Origin of the sequence: Rhodococcus sp. IEGM 1305, assembly GCF_030058635.1 — a bacterium.
In the GTDB taxonomy this organism is placed as follows: Bacteria; Actinomycetota; Actinomycetes; order Mycobacteriales; family Mycobacteriaceae; genus Rhodococcus_F; species Rhodococcus_F opacus_D.
Genome location: NZ_JASHKX010000050.1, coordinates 1 through 25,652, shown reverse-complemented (window position 1 = coordinate 25,652; position 25,652 = coordinate 1). Strand labels below are relative to the sequence as shown.

The window sequence follows — 25,652 nt, the reverse complement described above, 5'->3', positions numbered from 1 at the left end:
TCCGGGGTGAAAAACAGGTCCACCCCGATGACGAACCACGCCGCCGGCGCGGCGATCGGCGCAACGCCAGCACAAACGGAACGGCGAATTGGCGGGCAGCACGCCACGGAACCGTCACCAACCCGAACACCACAACCAACACCGCCGGCGCCGCCCAACTCAACTTCCGGAAGCGGATCGATGACCGGTCACCCCCAAGAGATCCGGGTGTCGGCTGGTTACGGGTTGTTCGGTTCCCGCTAGAAGATGGCCCGTGGGATCAATCCGCTGGTTCGTCCATCCTGATCAAGGACGTGTCCTGCCCTCTTGAATGTGTGGAGGCTGATGAACCGGTCCGAAATGGTGATGGACGGAAGTTCTCGCGTGAGTGCAGCCGCGAATGGCGCGATCTCGCTGATCGTCTGAAACCACATCGTGGCGACGATTGTCGAGGTTCCGGTAGTGGCGTTTGCAATTCGGCATTTTGGAATCCGGCTCAATAGGTTGCCGACCGTGTTCAACTCGCTCGGTGCGGTCGTGATCATGAAAGTCGTCTCGACGACTGGTCCGACAAGTGTGTTCGCTCCCTCGCAGCGCAGGGCCACGTGGCCCCCGTCGATCAGCCTTTCGACGCGGCGTCGCGCGGTCGGTCCGGTCACATCGCATTGCTCGCCGAGTGTGGTCCATGCTTGACGCCCATCTTTCGCCAGAGCTCCGAGCAGAGAACGATCGAGATCGTCCAGGAATGGAATCGTTTTCCTGCGTGTGGGCGCTGCCTGGGGCAATTGGAGAAGATTGGCCTGTTCCAGGTCTAACGCCTGGACGCGCCACCGCGCGCCTTCTGTGTAGTTGGTGAGCACGACCGTCGTTGCCACCGACCTGATTCCTTCGATCACCTCGATGCGGTCGGTGAGCAGACGGGTGAGGTCGGCAATGCTGGAGACGAACACGATCACATGGAAGTCCGACGTCCCGGATGTGCTCGATACCGTGTCGACTGCTGGTTCGGCAATCAGGGCTTCTGCAACGTCGTGCTTGCTCTGGGGTCTGCAGGTGATCGCAAGCCATGCGGCACATCCGAATTGCAGGAAGGTCGGGCCCGGAGCCACCGCGATCCATGCCGAGCCGCTCTCGGACAACAGCTTCCATCTTCGGGCGAGTGTCTTCGGCGAGTACTGAAGTGCCTCCGCCAAGTCCGCCCAGTCAGCGCGGGGGTTGAGCTGCAGCGCGCCGATAATTGCAAGGTCCAGTTCTGCTGCAGCCTGAGAGGTCATATTGGACATTATGGCCGTAAAAATTATGGAAATCGGCCAAAACCGAGTTCTCGTGAGGTGCGCCACTCAGAGTGGTTGAGCGCGAGTTGCGCAACCGGGACTCCCGGCCCACGAAGTCGAGGTCGATGCATGTGGACACAATCAGTCAGGGGTGAGGAAGGTGCCGTCCAACGGGCGGGTAGACAGCGGGCGGGCGTCGTGGCGCACGTAGTCGGGGCTGGCACCGGTCCCGTGCTCCTGCTGCGCGGAATCGGTGGTAGCGCCGACAGTTTCGCACCACAATTCGGTGAGCTCAACAGTTCCCTGAGGCTGCTCGCGTGGGACGCCCCGGGATCCGGGCGCAGCGGGGATCCCGGACGTCGGTTCGACCTGGACGACTACGCTGACGCCGCGGCCGAGGTGATCAGGGACCGCTGCGGCCAGGTAGGCCAGGTAGGCCAGATGCGTCCTGGTGGTCCACCCATCTCGGGAGCGCCGCAACGCGTGGTCGGCGGGCTCGATCTCGACCTCGCCGGGCGGCACGGACTGCGCCTCGGGAGCCCAGCGCACGCCCGCCGCATGCTGGTGAGCCTGCGCGATGGTCGAATCCACGCTGACGTCCCACACGATCGCACCCCGCGCGGCTCGGGTGAGTGCCGGCAACCCCGCCAGGATCCGCATCTCTGCGGACATTTCTGTTCGTGGTGTGCCAGCTTGCCGCTGACCATGTTTCGCACATTAATCCGACGTGGATTTCTCTTGCTTTCCGCCCACGAGTGGAAATCGTTAACTGTGCACACGGTCTATTTCTTCGTGCCGGCCACGCGTGGCTGATTCCACCGAGGTGCGTAGCGGCGTTTCGGGCCGGGGAATCCATTTTCCGCTCTATTTCATACGTCACTCAGTGTCTGAATCTTGCGGTCTCGCGGTTATGCATAACAGCAGGTTGAGGGCTCAAACTTTAAGAAATGAGAGCTTGCGCACAACTAGCCTCAGCATTAAGATATTGACCACTTAAGTAATTTGGTGGTTTCGATCTGTGCACGTTATTCAGAAACAGAGGCGCCCTAAAACGCTCTGATTCGCCACGGGTTCACGCGCCGCGTGACCCATGTTCGTCAAATAGCCGGGAGGCACAATATGGGTGGTGCAATCGCACGACCAGCGGGCGCAGGCTCGCCGAAGAAGGTCGCACTGGCGAGCCTGATCGGCACAACCATCGAGTGGTACGACTTCTTCATCTACAGCACCGCAGCCGTGCTCGTGTTCAACCATCACTTCTTCCCCAGCTTCGACCCGGCCATCGGAACCCTGCTGGCCTTCTCGACCTTCGCCGCCGGCTTCGTCGCCCGTCCGATCGGAGCCATCGTCTTCGGTCACTTCGGGGACAGGGTTGGCCGAAAATCGATGATGGTCGTCACCATCTTGATCATGGGCGTCGCCACCGTACTGATCGGCCTGTTGCCGACATATGCCACCATCGGCGCCTTCGCTCCGGTGCTGCTGGTGCTGCTGCGACTGACGCAAGGCTTCGCGCTCGGCGGCGAATGGGGTGGCGCTGCGCTCATGGCGACGGAGCATTCCCCCGATAGCCGACGTGGTTTCTTCGGCAGCTGGCCGCAGGCGGGGGTGGCGGTCGGACTGATCCTGGCGATGACCGTGTACCTACCCCTCGATGCAATGGCCGATGATCACTTCATGGCCTGGGGGTGGCGTGTTCCGTTCCTCCTCAGTGCGGTACTGGTGATCACCGGACTGATCATCCGGGTACAGGTCGCCGAGAGTCCGGAGTTCGACCGGGTCAAGGATGTGCACGCCGTCGTGCGCCTGCCGATCATCGAAGTTCTTCGCACACATCCGAAGCAGGTGCTCCTGGTCGCCGGCGCCAGCCTCTCGCCGGGCATCTTCTTCTACCTCCTGACCGTGTACAACTTCGTCTATACGCAAGAGGCAGGCGGCCTGAGCCAAAGTTCCATGCTGATTCTGGTGATCGTCACCTCCGCGGTCGGATTCGTGGTCACCCCGATCGCAGGTGCGCTCTCCGACAGATTCGGCCGGCAACGGCTCTTCCTGCTCGGCCTTGCCCTCATCGGTTCTCTCGCCTTCCCCCTCTACTGGGCGCTCGACTCGGGCTCGTACGGCTTCATCGCTGTCTGCTACGTCGCCGCGACCATCGCCGTATACATCCCGTGGGCGCTGCAGCCGGCATACTTCTCCGAGGCGTTCGACGCACGAGTCCGCTACAGCGGGCTGTCGCTGGCCACCACCCTCGGCAACCTCTTGGGCAGCGCCATCGCGCCGCTCATCGCCGGAACACTACTCAGCGCAACCCATGCGTCCATCTCCATTTCCCTGTATGTCTTCGTCACCGCAGCACTGTCGTTCGTCTGCGTACTGGTGCTCGGACGGACGAACCGGAAAAAAGATACGCAAGCCGACAGCGGAATCGGCACCGATAACGTGAGCGGGCTCCGCACTCCCACCTACTCGGAGTGATGCCCCTCATGGACGTCGCCTCTCGGGCACGGAAGCACTCACAATGACAGCGAACTCTGATCGGTCCCACAACTCCTGAAAGAACAACCTCTCGGAGAAGGGGTGCTCACCGTCCTGTGCTCTAGGGGTTCAGGCTCCGCCCGCCGCGGCACAGAATTCGCCCCCATCTAGTAACAGATAACACACTGACGGAAGGAAACCCTATGAGCAGCAATGAATCACGATACGAAACATTCACCCTGGAACGCGCAACACCAACCATCGGGGCGTTCATCCACGGCCTGGATCTTCGTGACGAGATCACACCGCAGTGCCAGACCGAACTGCGCACAGCCTTCCTGGAACACGAAGTCCTGTTTCTTCGCGATCAGCACCTCGAGCCAGAAGATCAGCTCCGATTCGCGAAGGTGTTCGGAGACCCCCAGGAAGTAAGTGCATTCTTTCCCTCCCTTCCGGGAAACCCGTTCATCGAGGTGCTCGAATCTCGCGGTCGCGCAGCCGGAACCGACGTCTGGCACTCCGATCTGACCTGGCAGGCGACTCCAAATTCCGCGACCTGCCTCCACGCCCAGGACATCCCGCCCTGCGGTGGTGACACACTGTGGTCGAGCATGACTGCCGCGTATGACGCGCTACCGGAGACGATGAAGAACCTCATCGACGGGCTCGAGGCCGTGCACGATTGGGAAAAGGAACTGACCGGCGTCGTCCGCCAAGGAGATGACGGGGAAGCACGGTACGAGGAAACACGCCGAAAGTATCCTCCGATGACCCATCCCGTCGTGCGCAAGCATCCAGAAACCGGTCGCAGACTTGTCTACGTCAACGAGTTGTTCACCTCACGCATCTCGGGGGTTCCTCCGCAGCTGAGTGACTCGCTACGAAACATGCTCACGGGCCTCGCCAAGACCCCGGAATATCAGGTCCGATTCCGTTGGGAACCGAACTCCCTCGTGATCTGGGACAACCGGTCGACGCAACACTACGCGGTCGGCGACTATCACCCGCACTACAGGCGCATGCACCGCGTCACCCTCAGAGGCGACCGCCCGGCCTGACACCCGGTGGCCTGCTGGGCGACCAGATTACCGGTCGCCCAGCAGCACTCATCCCTTCCTCGCTTTGGCGCGGATAGATAGATCCGCAACTGCAGAATATCTACCGGGGCAGGGGATCGAGGAAATCCCCGTCTCCGTCTTCATTCATTTCGTGTGTCATGGTTGCCGGTCCTGCTCGACGACCCACGCTGCGATCTGCGCGCGGGAGGTGAAACCGAGTTTGGTCAGTACATGCTCCACGTGACCTTGCGCAGTGCGGGGCGATATCACCAGTCGGGCGGCGATCGCCCTGTTGGTCAGGCCTTCGGCGGCGATCAGTTCGGCGACCTGCCGTTCACGTTTGGTCAGTTTCACTGAGGTATCCGACGTGGCGTCCGGGAGCCGTTCGCCGAGGGCATAGGCGATGGCGGCGTCAAAGCCCAAGCGCCGACCCTCTCGGCGCGCCGCCTCCATGGAGCTCTTGCCGAGCGCTCCATAGGCACTCTGTTCGGACTCCTCGCGGGAGACAAGTAATTGGGGGAACCCCACCGTGGGGCTGCCCACGGTGCGTCCGAGTTCGTCGGCGGCCGCCATCAGGATGACCGCGCGTCGCGCGTCATGCGCTTCGGCGGCGATCGAGCCCAGTGTCTCGAGGCACGCGATGGCGGTGCGCGGGGTATTCACCCGCCTGGTCAAGTGCAGTGACTGTTCGAGTAGCCGAACTGCCCGATCGGTATCACCGTGGCGCCACACCGCGTCACCCATGGCCCAGAGCGCGAACGACTGGTACATCGATTCACCGTGCGCCTGTGTGATCGCGACGATCTGTTCGTAACAGTCACTCGCCCGCTGGGATTCGCCGAGTTGTTCGTAGGCCATCCCCAGCCGGTGCAGCACCCCGACGTGTGAAACGTCCTCCTGTGTGCCGAAAACGGTGCCGGCGCTTTCCAGTCGCGCGCAGGCGCGAGTGGGATCACCCCTGAAAAGGGCGAGAAGGCCGTCCGCGTACTCGATGTATGCGTGGCTCACCGCGTCGGTTGTCTGTTCGGCCAGCCTGCGGCCCTCCTCCACCAGTGCGGCCCCCGCGGAGAGGTCGCCCTGCAATTCGGCCAGGACGCTGCCGGCGTACACCGCTTTGATTCGCTCCAGGGTCGGCTCCGCTGGAAAGTGTGCAAGGACGCGGCCCAGCCAGAATCGCCCCTCGCTGAGCAAGCTCCGGGAGAGCCAGAAGGGGAGCAAGCTCGCGGCGATGCGAAGTCCGATGTTGGGGCTGTCGGACACGCAGAACTCCATCGCCTCCCGCAGATTCGCTTGTTCTCGCTCGAATCGTGCGATCCAGTCCAGTTGCCGGGAGCTGATCCACTCGGCTTCAGCCTCGGCGGTCAGTTGCTCATACCAGTCGCGGTGCCGTCGACGCAGTTCGACATACTCCTCGGTGGCCTGGAGCTTCTCATGCCCGTACTCTCGCAGGGTCTCGAGCAGCCGAAAGCACACGGCCGAGCCGGATTCCACCCGGATCACGATCGATTTGTCCACCAGGGAGGTCACGGCGTCAAGCGGATCCGACGATGCCAGGCCATTCCTGCAGACCTGTTCCACCGCATCGAGTTCGAAGCTACCGGCGAACACGGACAACCGAGACCACAACTGTTGCTCCTGCGGGGTGCACAGATCGTAGCTCCAATCGATACACAGCCGAAGGGTCTGCTGACGAGAGGGTGCGCCTCGGCTGCCGCGGGTCAGCAGCGTGTAACGGTCGGTCAGCCGCGCAAGGATCTGCTCGGGCGACATCGCCCGCAACCGTGTCGCCGCCAGTTCGATCGGCAGCGGCAATCCGTCCAGGCGATGGCAGATCCCGGCGACCGCGACACCGTTGTCCTCGGTGAGCTCGAATCCGGGCACAGCTGCGGCTGCGCGATCGGCGAACAAGGTCACCGCATCGTAGCTGGGCAGCCCCTGCAGGGAGGGCCGTCGGTCGGGGTCGGGGACAGTGAGCGGGGGCACCCGGAGCAGTGATTCCCCGCCGATACCGAGTGGCTCGCGGCTGGTGGCGAGGATTCGCAATCCCGGACACGTCCGCAGCAGCGTCTCGGCCAACCCCGCGGCCCCGCCGAGGATGTGCTCGCAGTTGTCGAAGACCAGCAACAGCTCGCGCGGCACCAGAAACTCCACCAGCACCTCGATCAACGGCCTGGCCGAGTGATCACCCAATCCGAGAGATGCGGCGACCATGTCGACGAGCAACGACTCGTCACGCAGCTCGCCCAGCTCCACGAGCCACACTCCGTCGGCGTAATCGCGGTGCGTGATGGTCGCGACCCGCAACGCCAGACGCGTCTTCCCCACACCACCGATCCCGGTGAGCGACACCAAACGAGAATCCGACAACAGGTTCTTGAGTTCTGTCACCTCGTTCCGTCGGCCGACGAAACTGGTGAGTTCCAGGCAAATATTCGTCTTGACGTCCCCGACGGTGCGCGCCATCGTCAGGCGCTGCACGACAGAGTTCGGCAGTTTCCGCGGCGAGGACCCCGTAACGCCCTGCACGGCCATTCCGTCGACCGCAAATCCCCGGTGGAGCTGGATCTCGCGGAGTTCGTCGCCGAGCTGGACGGCGGACGGGCGGTCGTCCGGATTCGTTGACATCGCCCGCTCGATCACTTCCGCCACGTCGGCGGAGATTCCCTGCTCACGTAAATTCGGCACCGGATGTGTTGTGATCCTCAGGAACTGGGCAACCAGCTGTTCACCGCTGCGCCGTTCAAACGCGGCGTGGCCGGTGAGCGCGCAGAACAGCGTCGCCCCGAGACCGTAGATATCCGAACTGGAGGTCGGCGGATCGCCCGCGATCACTTCGGGCGCGGTGAATGCCGGCGAGCCGGTCACGGTGCCGGTGGTCGTCTCGAATCCTCCGGAGATGTGCGCGATACCGAAGTCGGTCAGCGCGGGTTCGCCGTAGTCGGTGAGCAGGATGTTCGCCGGTTTCACGTCGCGGTGCAGGATGCCGAGCCGGTGCGCCGTCTCCACCGCGCCAGCCAGCTTTACTCCGAGCCGCAGCGCGTCGCCCAATGGCAGGGGACCGTGGTCTCGGATCCGCACCTGCAAGGAGTCCTGCGGGTGATAGGGCATGACGATGTAGGGGCGGCCGGTGGCGGTGGCACCGGCTTGCAGGACAGGGACGATGTTCGGGTGGCCGGTCAACCTGCCCATCGCCTGCTGTTCCCGGAAGAATCGTGCCCGGTTCTCCGCTTCCATGTCGGCGGTGAGGACCTTCACCGCGACCGTTCGGTCCAGCTCAGTCTGGACACACCGGTAGACAACGCCGAAGCCACCGCGGCCGATTTCCTGGGCGTCTTCGAGCCCGGCGGCTGCTAGCTCCGCTGTGACTGAAGCATCCACCGCGCGCTGTGTCCGGTACGGATCGGCATCAACCATCGGCTACGCCGATTCACCCGATCCGAGACACCCTTGACGATGCAGCACGGCGCTCACCTCACGAAAACGTCCTACCAGGATATCGCTGCAACGCTCGAGCCGGGACGCCACCGCCCTCTCCGAAATCCACTGGCAGTCGTTAGGCCGGAGAAGAGACGTTCTGCAGGATCTTGATGGGAGGCTCCTTGTCGGTGCTCGGCGGCCGGGCCTGGCGACGCGCACCCAACCTATCTGTTACTCACAGTTCCCCATACTCGGCCTGGCCGTTCAGATCGTGGCCGGTGGCCGCGCGCGCGTAGGAGTGGAGGCTGGCGATCACCTCGCCACGGCTGCGACGTCCGGCCAGCACCTCCATCTGGTAGCCGTCCTCCATGGCCACGAAGTTCGCTGCGAGCAGGCGCGGGGGGTCGGTGAGCGTGAAGTGACCCTGAGTCTGACCGATGACGAGAATGCCGTAGTAGACGGCGATTTGGCGCTCGGTCAGCGAACTGTCCAGGGCCGCCGCCTTGGCGTCGCGCAGCGATCTCGGCCAGCATTCGAACAGCAGTCGGACCAGTTCGTCGTCCGGTCCGCTCGCGACGCCGTGGTCGATGCAGGCCCGGAGGCGGTCGCGCGCGTCGGGGAACTGGTCGGCGACGCGCTCGCGCTCCTGACTGAACCGCTCGATGGCCCGCTGATACGTCTCGTAGATCAACGCGTCCAGATCGCCGTAGTAGAGCACCGCCGCAGGGGTGACCCCGGCCTGCTCCGCGATGTCACGCAGACGCACCCCCTCCAGTCCGCGCGCGAGCACCGCCCGCTGGACGGCCTCACCGAGTTCGGCCCGGCGGGCCCCCTGATCCTTCTTCCGTGCCACGCCCTCGCTCCATCCTTACCGGTTTCTATATGGAGATTTAGACAATACCTGCCCAGCTATTGACAGGTAGATCACACTGTTCTTAAATTTCTATTTAAAGAATCCAACCCGATCTCAGGAGTCACCGTGTCGACCAATCCCACCGACGCCGAGACGAGTCTCGACCCACCACCAGCACCCACCGGAAAGGGACTGCGGGGCGGCTCCGTGGGTCTGCTCGCCGCAGTCGCGCTCGGCCTGTCCTCGGTCGCGCCGGCCTACAGCATCGCGGTCACGCTCGGTTTCGTGACGATGGTCGTCGGAAACCTCGCCCCCGCCGCCCTGCTCCTCGGTTTCGTGCCGATCCTTCTGACCGCGTTCGCTTTTCGCGAGCTGAACCGGGAGATGCCGGACTGCGGCACCACGTTCGTCTGGACCACCCGCGCGTTCGGTCCGCACACGGGATGGCTCTCCGGCGGCTGGGTGGTGCAGATCGCGACCCTCATCGCGATGACGGCACTCGCCCGAGTCGGAGCCGGGTACCTCCTGACCCTGCTCGGCCTGGATTCGCTGGCGTCCGACAACGTCGCCGTGATCGTCACCGCGGTCCTGATCGTCGCCGCGGTCACCACCATCGCCTACCGCGGGCTGCAACTGGCCGCGTCCGTGCAGTACGTGCTGCTGGGGCTGCAACTGGTCGCCCTGTTCGGGTTCGGAGCGGCCGCGTTCGCCCGCACCGGCGCCTCCGCACCGAGCCTGTCCTGGCTGAACCCGTTCGCGTTCGGCGGCTTCGGCCCCTTCGCGGAGGCGGTGCTGCTGTGCCTGTTCATCTACTGGGGATGGGACGCGCTGATCACCGTCAACGAGGAAACCCGTGACAGCGACCGCATCCCCGGTCAGGCCGCCGTGATCTCCACCCTCGTCCTGCTCGGCACGTACCTCTTCACCGGATTCGCCGCGATCAGCTTCGCCGGCATCGGCACCGACGGGCTGGGCCTGGGCAATCCCGACAACGCGGGGGACGTACTCGCCACGCTCGGGCCGCCGGTACTCGGCGCGGGCCTGTCGAAGGTGGTCGAACTCGCCATCTGCGTGTCGGCGATCTCGGCGCTGCTCACGTGTGTCATCGGCAGCTCACGCGCCACCCTCTCCATGGGCGCCCACGGCGCACTGCCCCGCGCCTTCACCCGAATCCACCCCACCTACCGCACGCCCGCGTTCGCCACCGTGTTCTTCGGTGCGACCGCCGCGGTCCTGCTGACCGTCCTCACGCTCGTCTCCGGCAACTTCCTCGGCGACGCGATCCTTTCGATCGGACTGCTCATCGCGTTCTACTACGGCGTCACCGGTCTCGCCTGTGTCTGGTACTTCCGCCACCGCCTGACCGACTCGCCGCGCGACCTGTTCCTCCGGGGAATCCTGCCCGCACTGGGCGGGACGATCATGCTCGCCGCCTTCGCGCGCAGCGCCCACGACATGCTCGACCCGGGCTACGGGGCGACCTCGTTCCACGGCATCGGCGGGGTGTTCCTGCTCGGTGTGGGCTCGATCGCCGTCGGCGCCGTGGTGATGCTGCTCGTCCGCACCCGTTTCCGCCGCTTCTTCCGAGACGGCCGCACCGCCGTCACCGAACTGACCGTCACAGAGGACTGAACCCATGCGCACACTGACCATCGCCGCCATCCAGACCGCCCCGGTCCCGTTCGACGTGGAGGCCACCTGGCAGCGGTTCGCCGACCAGGTCCGCGCCGTGCGCGACACCTTCCCGCACGTCGAACTCGTCGTGGTCCCCGAACTCGTGCTGGCCGCGGAGGCGCCTCTCCTGCAGGCCCGCGCCGACTGGATGGACCAGGTGGCGCTGCCACTCGCCGGCCCCCACATCGACCGGATCTGCGCACTCGCGGAGGAAACCGGCCTGTGGCTGGTGCCCGGAAGCCTCTACGAGCGCGGCGACGACGACAGGATCTACAACACCGCCATCGCCGTGTCGCCGCTCGGCGAGGTGGTGGCCCGCTACCGCAAGGTCTTCCCCTGGCAGCCGTACGAGCAGACCGCACCCGGCAGCGAGTTCGTCGTCTTCGACATCCCCGGCACCGGCCGGATCGGCCTGGCGATCTGCTACGACGGCTCCTTCCCGGAGACCGCACGCCAACTGGCCTGGCTCGGGGCGGAAGTGATCATCCAACCCACCCTCACCACCACCCGTGACCGCGAGATGGAACTCGTCTGCTCCCGCGCCAACGCGTGGACCAACCAGGTCTACGTCGTCAACGTGAACGGCGCCGACCCGGCCGGGGTCGGCGCCAGCGTCGTCGTCGACCCCGAGGGCATCGTCCGCCAGCAGGCCGGGTCGGGCGAAGAAGTGCTCGTCGACACCCTCGACCTCGACGCCGTGACCCGGGTCCGCACGTACGGCACGTTCGGCCTCAACCGCCCCTGGGACCAGATCGCCCGGCACGGCGACGGGATCCGGCTCCCGATGTACGGCGGCGGGGGCATCCAGACACCGCCGTGGCACGACGACGCCGTGCCGGTCCCCGCGTCCATACCCAGCTGACCCGCCCTCCCGGAAGGGGCGGTCACGAGAGACCCGCCCCATCCGGGACCGGTCCTGGATAATTGCGAGGGTGAGGCCCCTCGCTGCTTCGTCCGTCGACACGGTCCTGCAGGACTATCAGCCGCGCATCCTGCGCCGCTACCTGTGGATCACGACTGCGCTGCACCTCGCGGGGTTCGTCCTCCCGCCCATGGTCGGGTTGTCGATTCGGCCGGAGACCGTCGCCGCTCGCACGGCCGGCGTTCTGCTCGGAGTGTTCGCACTCGTCGTGCTGCACCGGGGCGGACGCAGGCCGAGCCGACGCGCCTACCAGGTCTGCACCGCGGCGGCACTGCTCGCCACACCGATCGTCATGTCCGGTCTCGTTCTCGCCGTCGCCCAACTGCTCTGCGCGATCGCGGCGATGTTCCTGGCGATGTACTTCGTCGTGTTCTACCCGAAACGGCAGTCGAGGCTCCTCGTCGGATGCCTCACCGCGTTGATGGTGGTCGGAGTCGTCGTCGCACCCACCGCCTTCACGCTGGTGCCGGTCGAGGTGGACACGGTGACCGTGAAGGCCGCCGTTCTCGTCGTGGCCGTCACCTGCGTGGTCGGCGCGGCCGAGATGTTCGGATCCCTCACCCGGACCCTGATCGAATCGGCCAGCACCGACGGACTGACGGCCCTGCTCAACCGCGCCGGTTTCGAGCTCGCGTTCCGGCACGCCCTCGAAAGCGCGGGCACCGGACAGGTCTCCGTGACGTTGGTCCTCATCGACGTCGACCAGTTCAAGTCCACCAACGATCACTACGGCCACGCCGCGGGCGACGCGGTTCTCGTCGACCTCGCCAACTACCTCGCCGAGCACATGCCCCGCGGCGCTCTTCTCGCCCGGGTCGGCGGCGACGAGTTCGTCACCTGCGCGGTCGGCGAGCACCACTCCGAGCTGCCCGGCGTGATGGCGCAACTCGCCCGGGAAAGCCCGACCCCATTCAGCTTCGGCTCCGCGTCGTGCACCGGCGAGGCCGACCCACTCACCGCGCTCTACCGGCACGCCGACCGCGAGCTGTACACGGCGAAGCAGCGACAGCACCCACCCGAACCGCCCGCCGACGAACCCACACTGCGGACGGGGTGAAACACCTGGGCAGACGCCGCACCCTGCGTCATTCGGCGATTCGCGCGGTCACCGGACGCCGGTCCGCCGCCTTCACGTGGGTGACCACCCACACCGCTGCGACGACGAGTGCGCAGCCGGCGAACTGCCCGATGCTGGGACGCTCGTGCACGATCGCGATGGAGAACAGCATCGCCAGCACCGGCTGGAGCAGCAGCAACGTGGCGCCCACCTCGGCGGCGAGCCGCGGCAGGGCGAATCCGATGAGAACCCAGCCGAGCACCTGACTGCTCAGCGACAGCGCCGCCAGCCATCCCAGCGCGGGCCATCCCGGCGTGAGGTCCACCGTTCCCCACAGCGATCCCACTGCGGTCCCGACGACGCCCGCGGCGATCGTCGACACGAACACCTGCGACGACGCCCGGTGTGCGGATCCGGCGCGGCCGATGACGAAGATGTAGATCCCGTAGGCCACGCCCGCCGCCAGCGACAGCAGAGTTCCGAGGAACAGCTGATCGCCGTCGCCGCTGCCGCCGAGGATTCCGCCGGCGAGAGCCACACCGGCGAACAGGAAGGGAACCGCCACGACGAACCGGACCGGCACCCGCGCACGGAAGAAGACCCACGCGAGCAGTGGCACGACGACGACTTGCACGTTGACGACGACGGTGGAGATTCCGGCGCCGATCAGGTGGATCGATCGCGCCCACAGCGCGAAGTCGACGCCGAGCATCATGCCGCCGAGCACCTGGGCGCCGATCACCCGACGCGGAATCCCGCCGTACCGCCGAAACTCCTGCAGCGCAAGAAGACCGAGGATGGGCAGCGCCAGCACACACCGGAAGAACGTCGACGTGGCCGGCTCCACCCCGGACAGCTTGATGAGACTGCCGGTCAGCGAAGTCGCCACCGCACCCGCGAGCACCAGCAGTCGCGGATCCACGGACGCGACGCTGAAGGAGGGGCTGACGAGGGCACGGGGACGCAAACGGAGGGCGGTAGTCACACCGAGAATTCTCCGAGGCCCCAACCATTACAACAAGTGAATAGTCGTGTCATGAAAGCAGTAGCATTACTACTATGTTGAGCGTCGATCGCCTTCGCGCGCTGTGCGCTGTCGCCGAACACGGATCGATCGGCGCCGCAGCCCGCGCCCTGCACGTGACGCCGTCCGGGGTGTCGCAGCAACTCGGCAAGTTCGAACGGGAGGTCGGCGTCCGGCTCCTGGTGCCCGCGGGCCGCGGCGTCCAGCTCACCGATGCGGGCCGGCTCCTGGCCCGTCGCGGGCAGGAAGTGATATCGCTTCTGGCGCAGGCCGAATCCGAAGTCGTCTCCCTCGACCGCGACGTGGTGGGAGAACTGCGAATCGGGTCCTTCTCCTCCGCAGGCAGAGTCGTCGTGCCGACTGCCGTGGCGACGCTGCGCAGGCGTCACCCGCAGCTCGCGGTCAGCTTCTTCGCCGGCGAGACCGAGGACCTCATACCCGCGATCGTGCGCCGGGAACTCGACCTCGCCGTCGTCGACAGCTGGGTCACGATGCCGCTGCACCTGCCCGAGGACGCAGTGCACACCCTGGTGCACCGCGACTCCGCCGACGTCGCACTGTCCCGGGACCATCCGCTGGCGTCCCGCGATCACGTCGATCTCGACGAGATCGCGGACATGCCGTGGACGACGTGGAAGAAGGGCGCGGTGTACCACACCTGGCTGGTGCAGACGTTGCGCAACCGCGGCGTCGAACCGGATATCAGGTACGAAGTGCCCGAATTCGCGGCGCAACTCGAATTCGTCGCGCACGGTCTCGCCGCCGCACTCGTGCCGCGTCTGGCCCGCGTCTGGGTGCCGGACAACGTGGCGATCGTCCCCGTGCGTCCCACACTCGAACGCGAGATCTACGCCCTCCGCCGCGCCGACAACGACCGCCCCACGGTCAGGGCCGGGATCGAGGCACTGACCGAAGCCTTCGCCGGAATCGGCGCGTGACAGCTCCCCCGTCGCCCGACCTTTCGCGACGGGTCTGACGCACCCACACCGGCCGCGCACGAACACCTGCCAGAAGGCCCTACACGTGCAGGCGTTTCGGTTGCACAATGGTGGTGGGCAACCACCCGGAGGTGCGCGATGAGCGAAACGTGTGCAGCGCCGACACGGCTGTGGCGTCTGGGTCCATGGAGCCGCAACCCGCTCATGCGGGGGTGCGACCGGCTCCGCTCCGCGATGGTCCTCATCGGGGTGTTCTTCGTGCTCATGATGATTCCACTGGCCGCGGCCTACGGAACCGAGACGTACTCACGGCTCGACCAGCAGACGCAGGCCGAACTCGCCACCCAGCACCCGACACCCGCCAGGCTCGTCGAGGATTCCCGCACCGGGACCACGGGAGAACCCCTGCCGGCCGCACCCCAGTATCAAGCCCACGCACAGGTGCAGTGGTCGGCGAACGGGCAGACACACACCGCCGACGTTCCCACCGAATCGGCCGCGAAGGCCGGCCAGACCGTCACCGTCTGGCTCGACCCGAACGGCGATCTCGTCCCGGCGCCGGAGACCGGTTCGCAGAACGCCGCCACGGCGGTGAGCGTCGCGTGCGGGATCTGGGTGACCGCGACCGGCGGGTACTGCCTCCTCTTCCTCGTCGTCCACTGGGTCGCGTCCCGCCGGCAGCAGGCTCAGCTCACCCGCGAATGGAACGAACTCGACCGACCACCCGGGTGGCACGTCAGCTGACGGACGACGGAACCGAGCCGCGACGGCTACCGGCCGGGTGCCCCATTCGGCGGCTGCCCGCCACCCTCACCGGGACCGCTCGGCGCGGACTGCGTGTTCGCCGACTTCTCGGCGACACCGATCGTGATCGAGATCGTCATACCGGTGGCGGGTTCTCCCGACACGGTGGCCAGCTCGGCATCCCAGCCGTCCCCGAACACGTTGTCCGAGTCCAGGGAGACCTTCGACAGGTTGCCGACACTGTTCGCGTACCCGCTGTCGTAGGCGAAGACGGTGGTGCACGCGTCCTGCGGCACTGCGATCTGCGACGTCAACCGGGCGCCCTCGCCCGCCACCGCAGATTCCAGTGAGTCGAACACCTCGAAGTGAATGTGCGGCCAGCGTCCCGAGTAGCAGGCCGGGAAGATCGACGTGAACGACACCGTGCCGGCGGAGTCGGCCACCTGAACGCCGCGCAGGTAGTTCTGCTCGGTGATGCCCTGACCGTAGAGCGAGTACTCGCCGTCCCGGTCGCAGTGCCACAGGTAGACGGCCATTCCCGCGCCGGCCGCGCAGTCCTTCGTCAGATCCTGCAGGTTCAGTTCGATGGTCGTCGCGACACCCTCCGCCGTCCCGGAGTACGCGCCGAAGCTGCTGCGAATGTCCTGCCGGACGATCCCCGACTCGACCAGCACGTTCGGGCCGTTGGACCCGTCACCGGGATACGGTCCGGCCGTTTCCTGCGGCGCCGCCGCCACGCACGTGCCGTCGCTCACCGTCTCCGCCGTGGTCGCGGCCGCCCCTGTCGACGACGAGGACGACGTCGCCGTCGATCCCGCCGACGAGCACGCCGCGAGCGCGGTCGCACCCGCCGCGCCGAACACGAACAGTGCGCGGCGACGCGACAACATCGATTTCAGGTCGTGGCTGAGGCCGCGATCGTGCTCGTGCACTTCGTCGGCGTGGTGACGCGGGCTGTTCGTCATGAGGACCTCTCCATGGGCTGTTCCGGTTACATCCCATACAAGCGGTCGCCGGTGCGGGCCCCCTCGAGCTTCGCTGTGGAGTCGCTGTGAACGCCTGTCGCCCAGCAGCGGTCGCCTGGGGCCGTCTCGTGAGACGCGTCGGTCAGAGAGATTCGGCGCCGGCCGTGCCGGAGAATGATTCGTTCTCGAGGTCACGCACGAGGGGGATGCCGAGCGCAGCGAGGAGCATCCGGCAGTCGTCGGCATCGATCGAATGGTGGGCGACCGTCCGCTGTGCCTTACGGACGGACTCTTCGTCGAGCTCGCGTTCGCTTTCGAATATAGAAGCATCCCGGTCGGACATGGCTCCCACCTTTCCTCGGCATCACCTGAATAGCCCGGAGTGAGGCCACCGAAACCGACACGGGACAGCGCGACCGGGTGACGTCCGAAGCGGATTCAGATCCGTCCGAGGTGAGGTACGAGGCCTGTCGAACCGGCCCGCGGGAGGATCAGCGACTGTAGGTCGCGAACAGCCTGCGGATGCTCTCGTCCCAGTACTGCTGGCGGCGGCGTTCGACCGCGCGGGAGAACATCGCCCACACCGCACCCAGGAGCAGCGCGCTCGCGCCGAGGGTGATGAGCACTGCCGCGACCGCGGCGCTGACGACGTCGGAGGTCGTGATCCGCGGGCCGGCCCAGCTTCCGTCGTCGCCGACGGCGATGGTCTTCGAGGTGCCCGCCGGAGTCCCCGAGGGGACCTCGATGCTGTCGGTGCGAGACTCGGAGCCCCAGGCCCACGTCGCCTTCACCATCGGGGTGGTCCGGACCGAGCCGCGCGGCGACAGGGTGATGGGGGCGTCGGCGTTGGTGACGGCCTCGACGAGGGTCGTGGTGGCGCGTTGTTGCGCGGCCCGCGCACTCTCCTGGTGGTACTCCCAGGTGCCGATCACGGCGGCGAGCACGATCGCGACACCCGCGAGGGTGACGATGACGGATTTCAGGGTGGCCGCGAACCGATCGACCGGTCGCGCGAACGGGTTGGACGGTCGACCCGACACCGAGTACACCACGGTTGCCTTCGAGCGCCCCAACACAATCCACCTCATTGTTTCGTCCACGTTAAATGTCAGCTTCACCAGTGTCGCCACTGATCAGGCAACAGGGAAACCGAAATGGACAAACTTGACGAGTCTCACACTCCGCGGGCAGACCGGAGTCGGCCCCGCTCAGCGCTGTGCGGGGCCGAGCGGCACTCAGGGTTCGAGGTGCGGATCGGACTGTTCGCTGGACACCGTCCGGCTGCTCAGGTGCCCGCCGCCCCACTTCGAGTCGGTCCCGGCGTGGAGTGCGAGCAGGTCGTGTCCGAAGTCGTTGTCGAAGTCCCGCAGCACGGTGTGCAGGTGATTTCCACCGCCGACGGCGTTGACCGCCTCGATGAGGTACCGGTCGGTGTGGACGCGGAAGTAGTGCGGTGCGCCGCGCTTCTGCGCACCGGCCCACGCGAAGAACACCCGGTCGATGCCGCCCTCCCGCAGCGCCTGCCGGTGGCGATCGCCGGCCTCCTCGGGCAGTCGCTCGAGATAGCAGTCCACGATCCCGAGCAGCGTGTGCTGCTGGTCACCGGACAACTTCGCGCCGCTGATCCCGGATGGCCGATCGCGCACGAACTTCAGGGCGACCCGGTCGGCGTCGGTGATGGTGTAGCCGGGCATGCCGAGGTCGTAGTGGTCGGGGTATTCGTAGGCCCCGATCCGCGGCACCTGCCGGGTCACGAAGTCGGCCGGTGCGACGTCGTGGATGACGGCGAGGCCGCGCTGCTCGTCGTCCAGGGAGGCCAGCAGGTCGAAGGCCAGGCCCTCGTCGTCGGCGAGCGGTTTGAGCACCCCGTCGTACTCGGTGGGCTGCGCGCCCAACGCGACCGGGGTGGCGGAGATCCACCGCTCGTCGACGATCGTCAGGTTGAGGCAGACGTGGTGACCGAGGAAACGCAGCGTCCAGGTGTCCTCGAAGCCGGGGCGGCCGAAGAAGGTCAGGAAGTACGAATCCGAGGTGCGCCACGTCTGCAGTGCCGGTCCGAGGAAATCCTGCTCGTAGTCCCGGAGGACGTGCTCGAGTTGGGGGATCGAGAGCACCTTCGTGAAGGTGCGCAGCGGCACGGCCAACCGGATCAGATCCCACACCAGCACCTTCTGGTGACGGTCCAGTTGGTGCAGCGGGATGCCGGTGCGGTCCGGTTTGGGGATGATGTCCCAGTTCAACCGCCGCGGGTCGTCGAAATCGTCGATGATCGCGGTCGCCCGTTGCCGGGGGTCGAACGTATCGATCAAACCCATGGCGGTCACGAGCAGCTTGGTCGCCGTCTGAGGCGCCTCATGGAGAGCAGACACGTGAATCTTCCTTCTCGAGTGTGGAGGTGGAGCGTCCGGCGAGGGGAGGTGTTCTCACCATCCCGCCGCGATGTCGATCGCCTTCTCGGCGCTCGCGAGGTCGCCGCCCCGCCACGCCACGTGCTGGTCGGGTCGGACGAGGACGAAGGGGGCGCCGAGGACACTGCCCAGAGATCCCCCGGTGTCGGACAATCGCAGCACCGTCAGAGGGACGCCGAGTTCCGCGGCCTTCGCCGTCAGCGGTTCGAGTTCGGCGGTGTGCCGCGAGGATCCCACGTCGTCCAGCACGACGAGGGTGTACTCCGGGCCGAGAACGTCGTAGAGCGAACGGCCGTCTCCCAACCACGCGTGCGGCAGTAGCGCTCCGGGGCACGCGGTGGGCACGTACTCGACGGGATCTTCCGCCGGCGGCGCCGATCCGTCGGGCACGATGACGGGCGAGTCGGTGTAGGCGTAGCCGAGAACGAGTCCGAGTGAATGGAATTCGCTCTTCTTCACGGCGAGCGCCTCTGCCGTGCGGCGGCGCGCCTCCTCCGCTGCCGGACCGTCCTGACCGATCTCGACGGTGGAGAAATGATGCGCGAGAGCCTTTTCCTGCGCTCCGGCTTCGGCGATGGTGCGGGCGGCGACGGGCCGGCGTTCGGCTTCGTAACTGTCGAGCAGTTGCGGCCCGGCCCAGCCGCGCAGCGTCGCCGCGAGCTTCCACGCGACGTTGACGGCGTCACCGATGCACGTGTTGTACCCGTGCCCGCCCCACGGCGGATTGAGATGCGCGGCGTCGCCGACGAGGAACACCCGGCCCTTGCGGTAGCTGTCGGACAGCAACATTCGTGCCACCCACGGGTCGGTGGCGATGATCTCGACCGGGACCGGCTCGCCGATGAGGCGGTGCACGAGCGCGGTGGCGTCGACCTCCTCGTCCCGGACGTCGACGCCCTGCACGATCGCCCACCAGGTGTCCGACAGGTCGAGCCGGCCCACGATGCCCGCTGCCCCGGGCGCCATCACCCAGTGGTGGACGGCACCGTCGAACGGCACCCGCTCGGCCAGGCCCGGCGCACGGAACAGGATGCTGAGATTGGGGCGCTCGCCGGACGTGCCCTCGAACCGGGCGCCGATGGACTCGCGCACGATGCTCGCGCCGCCGTCGCACCCGAGGACGTAGTCCGCCACGACCGTTCGGGTCTGCCCCGGACCCTCCACCGTGGCACGGACGGTGCCGTCGGGGAGTTCCTCGAGCGACGTGACCCGCGCCCCGAGCTGCAGGGTGGCGAATTCGCTGCGCTGCACCGCCTCCCGAAGCACGGTCTCCACAACAGGTTGTGGTGCCTGCTGGCCGCGTTCGGGCGCCAGCGTCGGGGTGGCGACGTCGAGCTGGAAGCCGTTCTCGAACCGGGTGATCTCGTGGCCCAGCAGAGTCGAGCAGAACACGATGTCCTGCGCCCACTCGACGGGAAGGGGCGACGCGGCACGCACCTCGTCGGCCAGTCCCCACCGCCGCAGGTGCGTCATGGTGCGGGCGTTGGTGGTCTTGGCGCGCGGGCGTTCGGCGTCGACGTCGACCCTCGGTTCGACGACCAGGCTTGCCACCCCGTGGTGGGCCAGTTCGAGCGCGGCCGCGAGCCCGGACGGCCCGCCGCCGGCGATCAGTACCGGTGTCCGGTCGACACCGGACGCGACGTCGGTCATGCGCCCTTCCTTCCGCTGGCATCGACGATCGGGGTCCGCAGGACGCCGAGCTTGTCGATCTCCACCTCGACGATATCGCCGGGCCCGAGCAGCCACGGTGGGTTGCGCACGTAGCCGACGCCCTCCGGGGTGCCGGTGGCGATGATGTCGCCGGGGTGCAGGGTGAACGTCTCGCTGATGAGGGCGATGATCTCGCCGACCGAGAAGATCAGGTCCCGGGTGTTGCCGTCCTGCACGACCGTTCCGTTGACGCGGGTCTGCACCCGCAGACCGTCGGACAGATCCCCGACCTCACCGGCGGGAACCAGCGGGCCGAGGGGGCCGGACCGGTCGCCGTTCTTGCCGAGCGTCCATTGCGCGGTCAGCTTCTGCGCCTTGCGGGCGGTGAGGTCGTTGAAGCAGGCGTAGCCGAGCACCCCGGCCTGGCCGGTGGCCGCGTCGACGCTTTCGAGCCGGGTGCCGATGAACGCGGCAACCTCACCCTCCCAGTCCAGGCCCGCCTCGTTGGCCGGCACCGGCGTCGGGGCTCCGTCGACGCTCAGCGACGGGGTCCACCGCCCGAACAACGTCGGGTAGGGCGGCGGGGTGAAGCCGCCCTCGGCGGCGTGGGCCTTGTAGTTGAGGCCGACGCAGATGACGCGGGCGGAGTCGGGCACCGGCGGCACCACGCTGACGAGCGTGACGTCGATCTCGGGCGATTCGAGGTGTTCCGCTCGTGCCACCCAGCCGGCGGCGTCGCTCCAGAATTCCTCGAGTGAGGCGAGCGGTCGAACGAAGCCGTCACGGAGGACACCCACGGTCACGGCGTCCTGATCCTTCTTGCGGTAGCCGACAATCTTCATCTATTTCATCCTTTTCGTCCGCCACCGTTCGGTGGCGAGTCCTAGCGGGAAACTTCGGTGCTGCGCGCGGTGGCCGCTTCGAGGTGGTTGTCCGCGGCGGCGGGGGTGGCGCGGGGGCGTCGAGGGAGGGTGGCCATCACGACGCCGCCGATCAGCGCGGGCACGGCGAATGCCAGTGAGCTGACGATGACGGCACCGCCACCGGCGACGAAGAACGCGCCGTACGTGGGGCCCGCGATCGCGCCCGCCCGGCCGATTCCGAGCGCCCATCCGAGCCCGGTTGCCCTGAATCGGGCCGGGTAGAACGTCGCGATGTGATCGTTGAGCATGTTCTGGGTGCCGAGGCCGCCGAATCCGGCCAACGCCACCAGCAGCATCAGGACGGCGGTCGGCGGGTGCGTGCCCAGCAGCGCGAGAGAGACTGCGGCCGTGGAGAACCCGGCCAGGACCAGCGGCTTCGGACCGAACCGTTCGGCCAGCACGGAGGCGAGCAGCGTTCCGACGATGGCGCCGGCGCTGTAGACGAGCAGGAACGTCACCGCCGAACCGATCGGGTAACCGGCATTGCGCATGATCTGCGGCAGCCAGGTGGTCACCCCGAACATGGTGAGCATGCTGCAGATCGCGACGAACCAGATACCGACCGTGGCCCGCCCCATCCCGTCACCGAAGAGTTTGGCGACCGGCGACTTCGACGCCCGGTCCTCGGAGGATCGTTCGGCGACGAACGCCCGCGACTCCGGCAGAAACGCGAACGCCAACGGCAGCAACGTGATCAGCGGAACCGCACCGAGTGCGTAGACCGGACGGAACCCGAACTCCTCGAGCAGCAGCAGGGACGCCGCCGATGCGAGGACGCCGCCGAACGCCGGTCCGGTGAGCACCATGCCGAGGATCCGGGACCGGTAGGCCGGGGACGCGAACTCCGCCGCCATCGCGATGGCGGTGGGCATCAACCCGCCGATTCCCAGGCCGGCGACCAGCCGGGTGGCGGCGAAGATCTCGAAGGTGGGGGCGATAGCGGTGGCCAGGGTTGCCGTCGAGAAGAGCGTCAGGCACGCGAGGAACAGGCGGCGGCGGCCCAGGATGTCGGTGAGCGTGCCGGCGGTCAGCGAGCCGATGAGGACTCCGACCAGGGCGGCGCTGCCCACGGTGCCTGCCGCCCCGGCGGTGATGAACCAGGGGGCGTGGCCGATCAGGGCGGGCAGGGTGGCGCCGTAGACGAACAGGTCGTATCCGTCGCTGAGGAGGGCAGCCCAGCAGAGGACGGGCACGAGCACTCTGCCGCGGCCGCCGGGCGAGGACGTGGAGAAATTCATGCGGAACACTCCTGGTCAGTGGGGGGAGGATCAACTCCTCCGATAAACGGTTATAACCGTTATGTGTGATGGTAGCCACAGACCACTGCCCGCTGTCAAGCACGGGAACCGAGAACGGGCTGCGAGAAGCGATTGCTCAGTGAGCGTGCGCCTGAGCGGCCGCGCGGGCTCGGGCCGGGTCGCCGGACTCGATGGCATCGACCAGCGCGCGGTGCACGTCGATCCGTCGCGCGAAGTACTCGCTGTTGGTGGCGCTTCGTTCGCGGCTCGCGCGCGTCGCGTGCTGCTCGACGTAGGTTTCGAGGCTCAGATAAGTTTCGCGCAACACCTGGTTGGGGCCGATCGCCACGATCCGGCGATGCAGATCCCACACGGCACGGATGAACGCCTCGGGGTCGCCGGCCGAATCCTCGAGAACGGTCATCACCTGCCGCAGGTCGGCGACGTCGGCATCGGTGCGGTGACGGGCGGCCAGTTCCGTCACGAGGGGTTCCAGTTCTTCCCGGACGGCGATGGCGTCGGCGACTCCCGCCGCGTCGCCCTCGACGGTCAGCAGGGTGCGGCCGAGCCGGACCACCGAGGACGGTTCGGCGACGAACAGGCCACCGCCGGGCCCGGGCCGGACGGTGATGACTCCCCGATCCTGCAGGAGCCGGACGGCCTCGATGACCGTTCCGCGGGCCATCCCCGACTCCGCCTGGAGTTCCTTGCGGGTACCCACCCGATCACCGGGCGCGAGTTCACCCGCGGCGATCCGGTCCTGGATGTGGGCGACCAGGGACTCTGCCCGGGTGACGGTGCTCTGGATCGCCATGGCACGAGTGTAGAGCTCGGCCGCTCCGGACGTGTGCGCGCCGGACGGGTCTCAGCGACCGTCGCCTCGTGCCGGCGGCGGGCCGACGACCTCGAGGTCCAGCTCCGCACGCGCCCGCGCGAACCCTTCGGCCGGGAACTGCATGTCGCCGCCCTCGGTGTGGACGTGCGCGTCCGTCGGGACGTTCATGTACTCGAAGAACTTCTCGAACACGCCAGTGGTCAGCAGGCCGAGCATCTGCGTGTTATGGCTGTCGAACGCGAAACTGTGGATCGTCCCGGCCGGCGCATGGAGAAAATCACCCTTGGTCAGCATGATCTCCCGGCCGTTGGCGTGCAGGAGAATTCGACCCTCGATGCAGAAGAAGTTCTCTGTGTGCTCGCGATGGAAGTGACGGGGAATGTACGCACTCTTGCCGCCCATGGTGTGCATCGCGAAATACGTTCCGCCGGTGTTCCGCGGTCGTGCGAGGTAGGTGTTCAGCTGGTCGAGACTCGCCCAGCGGTCGCCTTCGCCCGCCTGCAGCACGTAGGGGGACTCCGCGGCGGGCAACGCCGTGCCGGTCACCGCAGGCAGGTCCGTCTTCTCGAGATCGTGGACCCGGACACCGAACCGGTCCGCGAGTTCGGATTGCCGCGCGTCCGACATCGGCGCCGCCTCGGCGTCGAAGACGTGCGATGAGGTGGCCTGACCGGTGGCTTGCGACCACCGGTGCCCGTCGCCGACGGTGAGCCAGCTCAGGAACCGCGTCCGGTGCGCGAGCATGCGGTAGGCGTACGGCGTCCCGGCCGGGACGGTGACCGAGTCACCGGGCACGAGCAGGTGCGATTCGCCCGGCAACCAGATCTGCAGCCGCCCGTCGGTGACGTACAGGAAGCGGTGCTCGCGATCGTGGGCGAGGAACGGCGTCTCGGTTCCCTTGCCGCCGTAGACATATGCGGCACCGAATTGCCCGCCGGTGTCCTCCGGCCGGGCGATGACGGTGATCAGTTGCCCGCCGAGTTCGTGGCGCTCGCCTTCCCCGGCGGCCATGGCGTAGGGCACGCAGCGGCCGGGGAGGGTGTCGAGTTGCGGAGCGGCAGCGTGGACCTCGTCGAGGACGGGAATGTCGAAAGTAGTCATGGGGTGGGTGTTCCTGGTTTCAGTGTGTGCGAGAAGAAGGCTTCGACCGCGGCGAACGAGGCGGAGGGGTACCTCTCGGTCAGTGCACGACCGAAGGCGCTCACCGCGCGAGTCGAGGCGGGCGCCTGCGGATCTCGTTCGAGATGGCCTTGGTCGAGGGTCTGGTCGGGGCCGAGTTCGAGGACGTGGCCCGGGTTGAAGAACCCGTGCCCGAATCCCTCGATCAGATAGAGAACGGCCTCGTTGCCGTGCGCGACGAGCGCGTCGTACAACTCCACACTCTGCGTGAACGGCACCAGGTTGTCGCCGAGACCGTGCATGACCAGAAACGGCGGCGCTCCGGGCGCCACCTGCAGTGCGGGGCTCGCGGATCTCGCGGCGTCCAGTCGGTCGCGGATCGCGCCGCCGAGCAACGATGCCTCCGGGGAATCGTCCTCCCCCGGTGCCCGTTCCGCGGAGAGGTCGACGAGGCCGGGCAGGTCGGCGGGCCCGTAACCGTCGACGACGGCCTGCACCGAGCTGTCGACTGACGCGGGTTCTTCCCCGGGCAATCGTGTTGTGCCCGAATGCACTCCGGTCAACGCGGCGAGGTGCCCACCGGCGGACGAGCCCCACACACCGATCCGGTCGGGGTCGATGCCGTGGTCCACGGCGTTGGCACGCAGCCAGCGCACCGCCCGCCGGACATCGAAGAGCTGGCCGGGGTGGCAAGTCCCGGGCGCGAGCCGGTAGTCGATGCTGACCATGACATAGCCGTGCCGTGCGAAGTGCTGCACCAGATCTGGGCATGCAGTGCGGTCTTGAAGCCGCCAACCACCTCCGTGCACCCACACGATCGCAGGCAAGGGGTGCTCTGCTTCGGCGGGACGGACGAGATCGAGTAGCAGATCGGGCGCGTACTCGACGGTGGATCGGCGGACGACGGTCGAAGCCGTGTCCAAGGGACTGAACTCCTTCGGATGCAGGACCCGGGCCTGGGTCGCCGCTTGCGCGGTTGTAAGGCCCTTCCTTAGGTCACTGTCTGTCGGGCACAGTAGCAGCTTCGGCAACCCGAACGGAAGACCCCGCGTTGACTCATCCGAAATGCCCGCGTGAGCCCCTTCGTTGCCTCACGTGA

Annotated in this window: 22 protein-coding genes; 7 read left to right on the top strand and 15 right to left on the bottom strand. The window is 66.9% G+C overall.

The window, feature by feature from the left end; translation table 11 throughout:
* Positions 1 to 239: 239 nt before the first annotated feature.
* Both QM693_RS34490 and QM693_RS34485 read right to left on the bottom strand, forming a co-directional pair.
* Positions 240 to 1,253: an Lrp/AsnC family transcriptional regulator gene (locus QM693_RS34490; protein ID WP_283354557.1), complete on the bottom strand. Its 1,014-nt coding sequence runs from the start codon at positions 1,251 to 1,253 to the stop codon at positions 240 to 242.
* 141 nt (positions 1,254 to 1,394) lie between these two features.
* Positions 1,395 to 1,925 carry a transposase gene (locus tag QM693_RS34485; RefSeq protein WP_283354556.1) on the bottom strand — a complete coding sequence of 177 codons (531 nt, stop codon included), beginning with the start codon at positions 1,923 to 1,925 and terminating at the stop codon, positions 1,395 to 1,397.
* 447 nt (positions 1,926 to 2,372) lie between these two features.
* On the opposite strand from QM693_RS34485, the gene QM693_RS34480 reads away from it, so the two are divergent.
* Together QM693_RS34480 and QM693_RS34475 are read left to right on the top strand one after the other, a co-directional pair.
* A complete protein-coding gene (locus tag QM693_RS34480; RefSeq protein ID WP_283336489.1) occupies positions 2,373 to 3,728 on the top strand; it encodes an MFS transporter in 1,356 nt (451 codons plus the stop codon).
* A 203-nt stretch (positions 3,729 to 3,931) separates the two neighbouring features.
* A complete protein-coding gene (locus tag QM693_RS34475) occupies positions 3,932 to 4,786 on the top strand; it encodes a TauD/TfdA dioxygenase family protein (protein ID WP_280784801.1) in 855 nt (284 codons plus the stop codon).
* Positions 4,787 to 4,942: 156 nt separating this feature from the next.
* Here the strand turns inward: QM693_RS34475 and QM693_RS34470 are convergent, their stop codons facing one another.
* Positions 4,943 to 8,200, bottom strand: a complete 3,258-nt coding sequence (locus tag QM693_RS34470) for a protein kinase domain-containing protein (RefSeq protein ID WP_283354555.1) — start codon at positions 8,198 to 8,200, stop codon at positions 4,943 to 4,945.
* A gap of 238 nt (positions 8,201 to 8,438) precedes the next feature.
* Positions 8,439 to 9,056 (bottom strand): TetR/AcrR family transcriptional regulator, encoded by a 618-nt coding sequence (locus tag QM693_RS34465; protein ID WP_283354554.1) that lies wholly within the window; start codon positions 9,054 to 9,056, stop codon positions 8,439 to 8,441.
* Positions 9,057 to 9,182: 126 nt separating this feature from the next.
* Between QM693_RS34465 and QM693_RS34460 the strand changes: the two genes are divergently transcribed.
* The 3 genes from QM693_RS34460 (at position 9,183) to QM693_RS34450 (ending at position 12,709) form a co-directional block, all read left to right on the top strand.
* Positions 9,183 to 10,688: an APC family permease gene (locus QM693_RS34460; protein ID WP_283336486.1), complete on the top strand. Its 1,506-nt coding sequence runs from the start codon at positions 9,183 to 9,185 to the stop codon at positions 10,686 to 10,688.
* A gap of 4 nt (positions 10,689 to 10,692) precedes the next feature.
* Complete coding sequence (locus QM693_RS34455; protein WP_283354553.1) at positions 10,693 to 11,592, top strand: carbon-nitrogen hydrolase family protein; 900 nt, start codon at positions 10,693 to 10,695, stop codon at positions 11,590 to 11,592.
* 70 nt (positions 11,593 to 11,662) lie between these two features.
* Positions 11,663 to 12,709: a GGDEF domain-containing protein gene (locus QM693_RS34450; RefSeq protein WP_283354552.1), complete on the top strand. Its 1,047-nt coding sequence runs from the start codon at positions 11,663 to 11,665 to the stop codon at positions 12,707 to 12,709.
* A gap of 28 nt (positions 12,710 to 12,737) precedes the next feature.
* Here the strand turns inward: QM693_RS34450 and QM693_RS34445 are convergent, their stop codons facing one another.
* On the bottom strand, positions 12,738 to 13,694 hold the full coding sequence (locus QM693_RS34445) for a DMT family transporter (RefSeq protein WP_283354551.1): 957 nt from the start codon (positions 13,692 to 13,694) through the stop codon (positions 12,738 to 12,740).
* Between the two features lie 74 nt (positions 13,695 to 13,768).
* Between QM693_RS34445 and QM693_RS34440 the strand changes: the two genes are divergently transcribed.
* Both QM693_RS34440 and QM693_RS34435 read left to right on the top strand, forming a co-directional pair.
* Positions 13,769 to 14,671 carry a LysR family transcriptional regulator gene (locus QM693_RS34440; protein WP_105423218.1) on the top strand — a complete coding sequence of 301 codons (903 nt, stop codon included), beginning with the start codon at positions 13,769 to 13,771 and terminating at the stop codon, positions 14,669 to 14,671.
* 138 nt (positions 14,672 to 14,809) lie between these two features.
* The gene (locus QM693_RS34435) at positions 14,810 to 15,415 is read left to right on the top strand and encodes an Rv1733c family protein (protein ID WP_283354550.1); all 606 of its coding nucleotides are present in this window, start codon (positions 14,810 to 14,812) and stop codon (positions 15,413 to 15,415) included.
* Positions 15,416 to 15,441: 26 nt separating this feature from the next.
* On the opposite strand, the gene QM693_RS34430 is transcribed toward QM693_RS34435, so the two are convergent.
* From QM693_RS34430 to QM693_RS34385, 10 genes are all read right to left on the bottom strand, one after another.
* On the bottom strand, positions 15,442 to 16,380 hold the full coding sequence (locus QM693_RS34430) for a dioxygenase family protein (protein WP_283354549.1): 939 nt from the start codon (positions 16,378 to 16,380) through the stop codon (positions 15,442 to 15,444).
* A gap of 142 nt (positions 16,381 to 16,522) precedes the next feature.
* Positions 16,523 to 16,723, bottom strand: a complete 201-nt coding sequence (locus QM693_RS34425) for a hypothetical protein (protein WP_105423212.1) — start codon at positions 16,721 to 16,723, stop codon at positions 16,523 to 16,525.
* Between the two features lie 148 nt (positions 16,724 to 16,871).
* On the bottom strand, positions 16,872 to 17,456 hold the full coding sequence (locus tag QM693_RS34420) for an Rv1733c family protein (protein ID WP_349307532.1): 585 nt from the start codon (positions 17,454 to 17,456) through the stop codon (positions 16,872 to 16,874).
* Between the two features lie 159 nt (positions 17,457 to 17,615).
* The gene (locus tag QM693_RS34415; protein ID WP_283354547.1) at positions 17,616 to 18,749 is read right to left on the bottom strand and encodes a DUF3500 domain-containing protein; all 1,134 of its coding nucleotides are present in this window, start codon (positions 18,747 to 18,749) and stop codon (positions 17,616 to 17,618) included.
* A 54-nt stretch (positions 18,750 to 18,803) separates the two neighbouring features.
* Positions 18,804 to 20,438, bottom strand: a complete 1,635-nt coding sequence (locus tag QM693_RS34410) for an FAD-dependent oxidoreductase (RefSeq protein ID WP_283354546.1) — start codon at positions 20,436 to 20,438, stop codon at positions 18,804 to 18,806.
* Positions 20,435 to 21,280: a fumarylacetoacetate hydrolase family protein gene (locus QM693_RS34405; protein WP_283336478.1), complete on the bottom strand. Its 846-nt coding sequence runs from the start codon at positions 21,278 to 21,280 to the stop codon at positions 20,435 to 20,437. Before QM693_RS34405 ends, QM693_RS34410 begins: the two co-directional genes overlap by 4 nt.
* 41 nt (positions 21,281 to 21,321) lie before the next feature.
* Positions 21,322 to 22,599, bottom strand: a complete 1,278-nt coding sequence (locus QM693_RS34400; RefSeq protein WP_283336477.1) for an MFS transporter — start codon at positions 22,597 to 22,599, stop codon at positions 21,322 to 21,324.
* A 136-nt stretch (positions 22,600 to 22,735) separates the two neighbouring features.
* The gene (locus QM693_RS34395; RefSeq protein WP_005237792.1) at positions 22,736 to 23,413 is read right to left on the bottom strand and encodes a FadR/GntR family transcriptional regulator; all 678 of its coding nucleotides are present in this window, start codon (positions 23,411 to 23,413) and stop codon (positions 22,736 to 22,738) included.
* A gap of 51 nt (positions 23,414 to 23,464) precedes the next feature.
* Positions 23,465 to 24,535, bottom strand: coding sequence for a quercetin 2,3-dioxygenase (locus QM693_RS34390; RefSeq protein WP_283354545.1), 1,071 nt, complete (start codon positions 24,533 to 24,535; stop codon positions 23,465 to 23,467).
* A complete protein-coding gene (locus QM693_RS34385) occupies positions 24,532 to 25,476 on the bottom strand; it encodes an alpha/beta hydrolase (RefSeq protein WP_283354544.1) in 945 nt (314 codons plus the stop codon). The genes QM693_RS34390 and QM693_RS34385 overlap by 4 nt, the downstream gene beginning before the upstream one ends.
* Positions 25,477 to 25,652 lie beyond the last annotated feature (176 nt).